General features: G+C 37.4%; 8 protein-coding genes. 2 read left to right on the forward strand and 6 right to left on the reverse strand.

Annotation, left to right across the window (positions count from 1 at the left end; genetic code table 11):
- Positions 1-139: 139 nt before the first annotated feature.
- Positions 140-415 carry a hypothetical protein gene (locus U8D43_RS16505; RefSeq protein WP_335872288.1) on the reverse strand — a complete coding sequence of 92 codons (276 nt, stop codon included), beginning with the start codon at positions 413-415 and terminating at the stop codon, positions 140-142.
- 304 nt (positions 416-719) lie between these two features.
- Positions 720-908 carry a hypothetical protein gene (locus U8D43_RS16510; RefSeq protein WP_335872289.1) on the reverse strand — a complete coding sequence of 63 codons (189 nt, stop codon included), beginning with the start codon at positions 906-908 and terminating at the stop codon, positions 720-722.
- A 639-nt stretch (positions 909-1,547) separates the two neighbouring features.
- Between U8D43_RS16510 and U8D43_RS16515 the strand changes: the two genes are divergently transcribed.
- A complete protein-coding gene (locus tag U8D43_RS16515; RefSeq protein ID WP_442893622.1) occupies positions 1,548-2,876 on the forward strand; it encodes an IS1634 family transposase in 1,329 nt (442 codons plus the stop codon).
- A gap of 788 nt (positions 2,877-3,664) precedes the next feature.
- On the opposite strand, the gene U8D43_RS16520 is transcribed toward U8D43_RS16515, so the two are convergent.
- The 3 genes from U8D43_RS16520 to U8D43_RS21080 all read right to left on the reverse strand — a co-directional run bounded on the left by U8D43_RS16520 (position 3,665) and on the right by U8D43_RS21080 (position 8,016).
- Entirely contained in the window at positions 3,665-4,702 is a 1,038-nt protein-coding gene (locus tag U8D43_RS16520) for a 5-methylcytosine restriction system specificity protein McrC (RefSeq protein WP_335872291.1), read from the reverse strand.
- Positions 4,680-7,157 carry an AAA family ATPase gene (locus U8D43_RS16525; protein WP_335872292.1) on the reverse strand — a complete coding sequence of 826 codons (2,478 nt, stop codon included), beginning with the start codon at positions 7,155-7,157 and terminating at the stop codon, positions 4,680-4,682. The genes U8D43_RS16520 and U8D43_RS16525 overlap by 23 nt, the downstream gene beginning before the upstream one ends.
- A gap of 532 nt (positions 7,158-7,689) precedes the next feature.
- Positions 7,690-8,016, reverse strand: coding sequence for a PDDEXK-like endonuclease domain-containing protein (locus U8D43_RS21080; protein WP_442893624.1), 327 nt, complete (start codon positions 8,014-8,016; stop codon positions 7,690-7,692).
- Between the two features lie 821 nt (positions 8,017-8,837).
- Between U8D43_RS21080 and U8D43_RS21085 the strand changes: the two genes are divergently transcribed.
- On the forward strand, positions 8,838-9,131 hold the full coding sequence (locus U8D43_RS21085) for a GIY-YIG nuclease family protein (protein ID WP_442893623.1): 294 nt from the start codon (positions 8,838-8,840) through the stop codon (positions 9,129-9,131).
- A 270-nt stretch (positions 9,132-9,401) separates the two neighbouring features.
- On the opposite strand, the gene U8D43_RS16530 is transcribed toward U8D43_RS21085, so the two are convergent.
- A partial coding sequence (locus tag U8D43_RS16530) for a transposase (RefSeq protein ID WP_335872293.1) occupies positions 9,402-9,606 on the reverse strand: 205 nt, incomplete at its 5' end.

Genomic DNA, 9,606 nt, shown 5'->3' on the forward strand with positions numbered 1-9,606 from the left:
TGGAAAGTTTCATTAAACTCTTGCTATTCTTGTATTTTTTTCTCGTAATCTTTAATTAGCACATTGACATTTTCTATGTTTTATTTATTTAATATTGTTGCCAATTTCTTAAATGAGTCTTTAATTGATCTAAGTTTAGTCATTGGGCTGTCAAAATAGTAATCTTATCTTTTGGGTGAGAAGATTCTAATTCCTTGATTTGAAGATCTATCTCTTTAATTACCTCTTCATATGAATCGCTACGTGGATAATTATTTTCAAGATATTCTTTTATATTTTTTGAATCCTTAACTTCCTCCAGAATTTTATCTAGCTCTCCACGAATAAAATCGAAAGAAGAATCAAAAAAAATCTTATCCTGCTTCTCCTTTTCAGCATATATATAGGTTGATATCTCCTTACGAAAAGAATCCAACAAACCCGAAACCCTTTGGAATTTCTCAAAGCCTTTTGGTAGGATACTAAATGTAGTATCACTATTAATCACAGGAAGAACAGATTCACTATCGGAAACATTTATTTTTGGAAAGCTCAGTATGTGGTTTATTTATATCCACAAGGTCATTTTTCGTATTGTCATTCAGTTGTTATGTAACTCTAACCGTTTGAGGTAAATGTTCTTCCGCTGAATCTTCCTTATAAACATTCGGAAATATAGTTAAATTTTTTTCTGATGTGAAATATTGATCTGCTAATTTACGGAACATACGAACTTACGATTATTTTCCCGAACCATTTTCCCCATAAACCACATTAAGGTTTTTTCCCAATGAGGATTGAGCATCTCCTGATAAAGCATTAACATTTTTGGGAGACTTTATTTCACTTATAGTCAATCTATTCCCTTCGAACTGTTCGCTACTCATAGCGGAATCCCTATCAACATCAACTGTTTTATTTATTTTCATTAGGTGTAACACTTCATCTAACAGTTTTGTTGAATTAATATCCCTTTTTTTGTGACTTTGTTATAAACGTGGATTTTCCATGCTTCCTTTTCTGCCCATTCTGCCAAGAACTCAACTGTTGTTTTCATATTTCCCCTCCAATATCGTCGTGTTTTCGGAACCATTTTTTTAAAATTTTGTTGTATGTAGGCAATTTTATCACAAACATCACAAAACTATAGTTACTAAATAGAGCAATTGAATTTTAGTCAAAAAATGACTCTTCTAACAAAACAGCATACTTTTTATCATTTTTTCACTTAATAACGATTATTTCAAATGTACGGTATATAGGCAATTCCTTACTCCTGAATCTGGCCTGAAATAAAAAATGACGCTAATCTGAATTTCAGATTAGCGCCCAATAGCTAAAGACCGTTCTGAACATCTATGCTTTCTGGATAACGAAGAAACAACCCTATCTTGAGTAGTTCTTCTTCACTACATTTAAAATAGAAGCTTTTCATAAAGGAATTAATACAATTAAGCCCTAGCCATTCACCATAGCTAGGGAGTCTCCTCCAATTTTTGAATCTTTGAATGGATATTTCCAATCTCTTTGACAAGCCCTGGCAAGCGGAAGATTTTAACGATGACCGATTGGGGCGGGCCTTGGAGAAGAAAGGGATCCTCCTCGACCACGCTCACTTTGATACAACGAGCCTCTCTGTTCAGGGCGCCTATGAGACGGCTGATTCCGAAGAGTCCCCTCTCCGAATTGATTATGGTCATTCTAAGGAACGCCGTCCGGATTTAAAACAGTTGATGTTTGGATTAGGCAGTGTTCAGGGTCTCCCGATTTTCGCTGATGTTATGGACGGAAACACATCCGATAAAAAATGGAATGGAAAGATGGCTCTGCGCATGAAGGATCTTCTTCCACCCGAAACGCTTCAATCGATGATCACTATCGCCGATTCAGCTGTGGTCACGAAAGAGAATCTAGACATTTTCGGTCAACGCCCCTTTATCAGCCGCTTTCCGGAAAACTTCGGTCTGTGTAAAAAACTGAAACAGCTTGCCTACGAGAACGAAGCAGATTGGGTCCAGGTGGGCACTCTCTCGGACAAGAAGAATTCAGCCACCTATCGAATTCAAGGGATGACCGCCGAATTGTATGATCGGACCTACCGTTTCGCTGTGGTACACTCTTCTGCTTTGGATCAACGAAAGCAGAAAAAAATCACTCGTGACATCGCCAACGAACGAATGAAAATAGAAAAAGCGATGAAAAGCTGGAGTCAGATCGAGTATCATTGCCTGGAAGATGCCTCCGCTCAATTAGAACACCAGTTGGCTACACCGCTTAAATACCACCAACTCACAGCTGATGTAAGCAAGATGGAAAAGGTAAAAAGAAGAAGAGGACGACCTTCCAAGACGGAGACCCTCATTCCAGATGTTTACTATACAGGCCAATTTACGGTGAACGAGGATGAAGCACAAATCCAAAAAGCACGTGAAATGGAAAGTACGTTTGTCCTAATCAGTAATGTGAGTCGCGAAAAAGAAACCAGTAGTCTGGGGTTATTGAAACGCTACAAATCGCAAATCGATGTAGAAAATCTGTTTCGTGCCTTGAAACATCCGTATTTCGTTCATGGTGTATTCTTAAAAAACGATGTACGAGTCCTTGGGTTAAGCTATGTGTTCGTCGTCGGGCTTCTGATCTATGCCTTACTGCAGCGTCGTGTCCGAGTGAAAATCGATGAGGAAGAAACACCCCTACGACTGTATGGCAAAAATTTTTACCGTCCGACAGGGAAAACCATTTTAGAGCAATTTGATCACGTGTTGGTCATTGAATATGAGCATCCAGTCACGAAGGAAAAACAAAAAATAGCGAAAATTCCCGAAAAAACACACCAAATACTACGGTGGCTGGGTCTCGATGAAACCATTTTTCTAGAAAGGAAGGTGTCTGGATAGTAGGTTTTGTCGATGTCCTTTGTCGAAGGGTATACGAAAAAAAACACCTTTCTTTCTCACTGTTTAATATAGAAAATTTCCTGTTGAATTCAAGGAAAATAAGTCGCAAATTATCAAAAGCTAACTTGGGTTTTCGACAAATGGTGATTAGCGGAAAATGAGGTAAATGTGAAGTTCTTTATCTTCTTTTGCCAACTCATAATGAAAAACGTACCCAAGGTTAAGGTATTTCTAAAGCAGCTTCGAATACATTAAAATCTCCCTTAACGCCATCAGCTCCTAGGTATTTTCGTAGTTTCTACCAAGCATGGACAGCTATACAAGATTTTAGACTAAATACTAAATAGCGAAGAAGCTGATTTTTGAGTATCTTCGTGAATTATAATCCAATTCTTTCTCTTCTATGCTCTATTTAATGTTCATCAAGGAGGATCCTATTGTATGATTTTTAGACAATAGCATTAATTAAAACAACCTTTTTGTCGTGTTGTCCTACCACGTGGTACCAGTTACCTGGGGAAAGAGGTTCCTTTTCCCCATTCTATATATTGAAAAAAAGCTATCTTTGATACTCATAGGCATGGGACAAAGGATCTGTCTCCTTTTCCATTTTGGCATTCTTCCATATAGATAGCGTCCTGAAGAATGTTTTCTAATCTGTTTACAAATTACTTCACTGATACCTCTTTTAACGTACGCTCACCTTTTTCCAACTAATGTTACCTCTTTAGATAACCTTCAATTTCCACCTATCTAACCCCAAACTTTCAATGTTACAGTAAAAATAACTAACCAACAATCCCTAACAACCTCTCATGAATCCCTTCCCAAGACTGGTTCAAATCCAACGTGCAGACTCTAATACCAAACCCATGCATTTCATAATTCAAATCGATTTCCTTATAAACTTTTGGGTATAAAAGGATACCAATCGCTTTCTTCCCAGTAAAATATTCATCATTCTTTAGATACGAGAACATTTGGTACAAATGTGCACTGCGAACGGTCTCCTTTTCCCAATGCTGAGAGAATATGTCTTTGTAAAATTTGGTATCGATTATGATTTTTCTATTTTCAAATTCTAAAGAAATGTCCGTCGTCATCTTTGGTAGAAGCTCTTTGTCCTTTCCTTCAGCCGGCCAATGGAGTATATCACTCTTTGCTTTCGATCCTTTTATTTCTTTTCGATAAAAATTCTTCACAAAGTCCTCAAACAGTTTCGCCATTTTTTGATGTTCACGAGAGAAGTCCTGAAAGAGTTGTTCAGCTTCCCATTCATGAAGCAAGGTATTTTCCCAGATAAACTGGCAAATGTTTAGTAGAAACTGATAGTGCTGATTATTCCGGTGAAGACTAAATTCCTTAAATAAGTTGCTTGAGATCTTTATTAGAGAAATGCCACTGAAAAAGGGGAGTACCTTTGTGATTTCATCCCGATACTCCTTCTCTAGTTGCTTCTGCATTGATAAGTGATACAAAATGGTTTTGATCACTTGATTATGCAAAAAGTCGTGAGTCATATTGTCTTCAAGAATATGCATCTTCCCTCTTCTACGGGAGAAGGTTTGGAGGGATTCCTTGAAAAGGATTTTCCCCCGGATGATGCCTGATTCATCTTGAGTCTGGATGTATTCTTTGTAAAAGCCCTTTTTAATAAGGGCTTTTACTTTTATAATCAACACCTTGCTTAGGAGATTGATCAGGCTTTTTTCATCTTTCCTCAATACAGAAATGAAGTTCTTTTCATGAGGATGGCTCCAAGCATAGGTAAGCATATAGTAAATGTTTTTAATCGGGATCCTGCTAGGATTTTCGGATAAGGTCATCTACCTTGTCCTCCTGATCAAACCAGTATTCCGCTAGTAGAGGCCTGATCTCTAGTCGGATAATTCGTTCGTACCAGGCCTGCTCGTCTTCTATTTTTATCCCAGGTGAGAAGTAGCTATGACCTATCTCAAAGCCCTTCCCTAGATTCACTACATCACTGGATATTTCAGAGTTTACTTCCTGCATAAATGTCTTGATATTATCAACAAACCCCTTGCTAATACCTCTTGTTTTCAGGTGTTCCTCAAAGGCAGGAGTGTGAAATCCAGGGATGAGTTCAATAAAGGCAAATCTTCTTCTTAAGGCATAATCAACAAGCGCTAATGAACGATCCGCTGTATTCATCGTAGCAATGACAAATACATTTTCCGGGATAGAGAAGGTTTTATCACCTTTGCTATAGGCGAGTTTAATGGAATAATCGGCCCCCCGTTTGTCTGCTTCTATTAACATCATGACTTCGCCGAATATTTTAGAGAGATTCCCCCGGTTTATTTCATCGATGATAAAGTAGAAGTTTTCTTCAGGCTGCTTCTTTGCTTTCTCACAGAAAGAATAAAACAATCCATCTTGGAGCGAAAAATGTCCCTCTTCATTCGGTTTGAACCCTCTAATAAACTCTTCATAGGAATAGGATTGATGGAACTGTACCATCTCGATGTTTTCCGGTTGTCTTTTTTGCATGTGTAAATAGGCTAACCGTTTTGCAACGAACGTTTTTCCTACACCAGGAGGTCCCTGAAGGATAATGTTTTTCTTATATTCTAGGGATTCTATGGCATCCTCAATTTTCTCTAAGTCCATAAAAACTTCTGCTTTAATATGGTCTACTGTGTATGGTTTTGCTTCCAGCTTTTCGTCGTCCTTTGTTTCATATGCAGCAGTAGGCTCTCTTACTTCTATCCTATTTAAGATGGTTGTAAGGAAATCTTCATAATCAGTAATATCCGTTAGCGTTTTCATATTAAGAGGTAAATCCGATACGTCCCAATCTCCCTCACGTTGCCATTCAACTTCCCGATAGGAGTGGTGGTCGCCGTTTTCAGGATTATACAGATAAGGTGAGGCAATTTCTCCCATTGCAATGAGTTTGTTCATCCCCTGTTTGATTAGAACAATATCTCCCTCATTCATTTCTCGGACAAATTGTTCATTTGCCAAAGCATCATTGGTTGGAGTATGTTCGATGTTATAGATTTCTCTTAACTTCTCCGTGATCTCTCTTTTATCCTTATATTTCCGCAGGTCACCAAGTTTTCTCCAGCCAATGGATATCCGATTTTCCTTTTTGAAATCTTCCCAGTACTTATTCTTTTCACCTGCCGCTAGTAACCAATAGCGTACCCCGACCTCTTCCTCTTCTAAGTCCACCTTCATCTTGCTTTTTTCGAATACGAAACTAAAAAACTGATCCACTTCATAGTTAATCGGAAGGTCCGTTTGTCGCCCTACAATCATTTCATACTTATTAGCAATCTCATGATCTCTCAAAGCAAATTGGAACTTCAAAGCCTTCTGTGAAAAAGAATCTCCACGCTTATACTGAGGATCAATCCCTATCACATTTTCTACAGCAACTCTGTCCCTTTGATTATAAAAACAAAACTCCTCAGGGAAAATATTCCCCACAATCTCAGAAAGAGCATTCGCCCCGATTCCAAACAGCTTATAATCAGGATGATGCAAAAATCGATTCATTCTTATATCAATAGGATCCTGTCCATGGACAAGATAATGAAAACTTTCACGGTACTTCTCCAAAGGAGCATTTAATTTACCAAGTGCACGGCTGCGAGCAATGGCCATACGAAAAGCATTTACATGGTCCCCAATCTTTTGGAAATCCTCCCACTCCATACCTCTGATGAAATCAGGATTTCGATACTGTTGAAAGTAGTCATATGCTTTGGTTATGTATTCAACCTCAGTTAAAAAGTCCGTTGCTTTTTGTTTATAATAATGCAGGTAACGTTCTACGGTGTTCATTTCCGCTTTCTCATCTAACCCTTTCCGATGATCCCAAAAGTATTTGAGATAAGTATATTCATCTTCCGTCAGTTTATAATTTGTACTTTGAGGTGCACGTATGATTAAGAGTTGGCTCGTTTCCGGAACCTCTTTCAGCTTATATCTTGGAAGCATCCCTTCCTCTTGAGTTAACTTGCACTCCTGTACACGTAACTCAACGGAAGGAGCTTCATTTTCCCCAATCGAAGGTTCTGAAATGATCTCTGCAAGGGCAATAATACCCCCACTGTTCTTCTCTTCTCCGTCCGATCTCCAAATGAATACTTGATCACCAATTTTTACATCTTGCGCGTGTTGCTTTTGCCTTATATTCCAATCAATGACCTTCCCTTCCTTCACATAATTATTAAAATCGTGAAGATGTGGGTATTTCTCATTATCTATCGTAAACCGCTGTGGGTTTCCTTGAAAAATCCAGTGTGACATGTTGATTCCTCCTTGTGTTTATCTATGTTAGTCCATTCGACAAAAAGCGAGCATTTCCCTGCATAGGAGGGAAATGCTCGCTTTATAACATCATTGTACCTGGTTGTAGTGATAGGCATCACGTTGTCAAAAGCTTCTAGAATTAATCCTTATACGAAGAATACCAACCCGGCATATAATTTGTAGACTTACTCTTGTTTTGAGTATAGTTAAACTTTATACCCATCTTATCAAATTCTTCTTTTAAAGTACCCATCTCTTCTCCACACACTACTTACAGGTTACCACCTTTTTCTCGTAGATCGATCACTTTTAACTTTCTCTGTTTTAAATAATTCAGTAAAGAGAAATTTGAAGGTTGATGGTCATTTTCAGTGATTTCACTATCCTCTTCAAACAATGCAATCTGCTCAAAAGACCCTTTAGATAGCCCAGTATATCCAGACAAGTCTAACCCTTTTTGCCCATTAAGAGAATTTACATATTGGTTTATTCTTTCATTTTCTCTGGTGACAGGAGTAGGTCGAGCCTTCTAGTATACTCGTTCAATTTTAGGTCTATTTTCTTTTAGAGTCTGTTGCTCCTCAGAATTTTCTATGAGGTTAGGCTCAATACCTAACTCCTCTAACTTCTCCCATAGACTTTCCAATGAAGCCACTCGATCATAATAGAATTGTCTTCCCCTAACTCTCCAAAACTTCCATCCTGCTCGTTCCAGGTCATATTGACGTTGCAAGTCTTCTTCCCATTTTTCAGGTCCGTGCCACCTTTCACCATCACACTCAATGGCCAGGCGGTCTCTGATTCCTTCAATGACAAAGTCAATTCGATATTTACCTACCTTAACTTGAGGTTGAATTTTATATCCTTAGGCAACGATCATACGCATGACATCAATTTCAAATGGAGAATCACATTTCTCTTCTAAGTTCTCTACAATATCCTCTATTTTCATCCCTTTACAACCGTATCTCTTCTTAAAATGAAGATTTTCCAGTAATTATTAGCTTTAAGAGAAAAATTATCCCTGCAATCAGGAAAAAAGGGGCTCAAATAGGTAGATATCACCGACTTTTCAGTTTTTATCACCAACTTCTCTAGATTTATCGCCGACTTTACAGATATACCACCAACTCATCCATTTACAATCGTTTTTCCCTTCACTATTTTTCCACAAAATCATTCTTCCTGAAAATGGATAATCAACACCCCTAGTTTAATACATTATTAATTATTGAATTATAAGCTATCTATACTACTTCTAGGCTCAGGACAAATGAACCTCTGACCATTTAAATGCATAAAAAAAAGTGAACCAGCGCCCTCGTTCTCCAATAAACTATGTTAATTACCAGGAAGGTTACCCTTTATTAAGAAACCCCACAATTTTCATTTCAAAAACCAAAAAATGTATTTATGTTTCTTTAATTTTCCGATATAACGCTAGATATTGAGCTGGTTAGTTATTTCCATCATCATTGAAAATCTCTTAGAAAGCTGTGATTAAACAATTTCATACAAAAATTTCAGCATCCAACAGCAAGCACGACACCAGAGGTCGTAATTAAAACTCAAAAAGTTTCTCGTTTCGAAGCTGACCAATCAATCCTTCAACAAATTATTGATTCTCCTTATCCTGAAGGCGAACATCTTGGAAATATATTTTTTGCACAGGAACATATGAATGGTACGTTTAAAATTGGCAAAACAAAACATATAGAAAAAAGAATGAATCTACTCATTGTGAAGCTTCCGTTCGAACATCCATTGATCTTCTTAATAAAATCGGGTAATCACACTCAGACAGAAGTTGTGTTTCATAAACATTTTGCCAATAAGAGATTACAGGGAGAATGGTCTAATTTATCTAGTGAAGATCTTCAATGGGTTAAAAAAGGGATCTATACGGATTCTATTGAAGCTACCATTAACCCTAAAATTATGATGAAATCTGAATGCCGGCAAAACAACTAGCATTTGTTAAAACATTGATTCAGAAACTCGAAAGTACTCATGAACTTCAAATTAATTATGCTGATTTACCTCAGGAGGATTTAAACCGTCTATCAATATACTTTAACCTGAATTATTCATACTTCCTTGCTAAACTAAATATGTAACCCAAAAGGTCTTCTTTTCAATATGATTGGAAAAAGGATAGGTGTTTTCTCTTCTTTTGATGTGATTTTCTCTGATCTAGTTGGAATTAGTCGGATTTTGGGCAGACGTCCCCCTTGGTTCAATCTAGAATTTTATGCTTTGAATTCGCCGAAGTACGTTCCAAAAGAATTTCTGGTACACAAAACTGGAAGATAATTTAAAATAAAGGGACCTTCCTGATTTAACTAGTTTGCTAGCGACTTTAATCATTTTTGTGTGGATAGTTTCAATTTGCATGCTCTTTTTTTCTTCTGGAAAACAAAGGGTTCGCAACCAATTCGTTAGGTTA

Source organism: Bacillus sp. 2205SS5-2 (assembly GCF_037024155.1).
GTDB lineage: Bacteria > Bacillota > Bacilli > Bacillales > Bacillaceae_K > Bacillus_CI.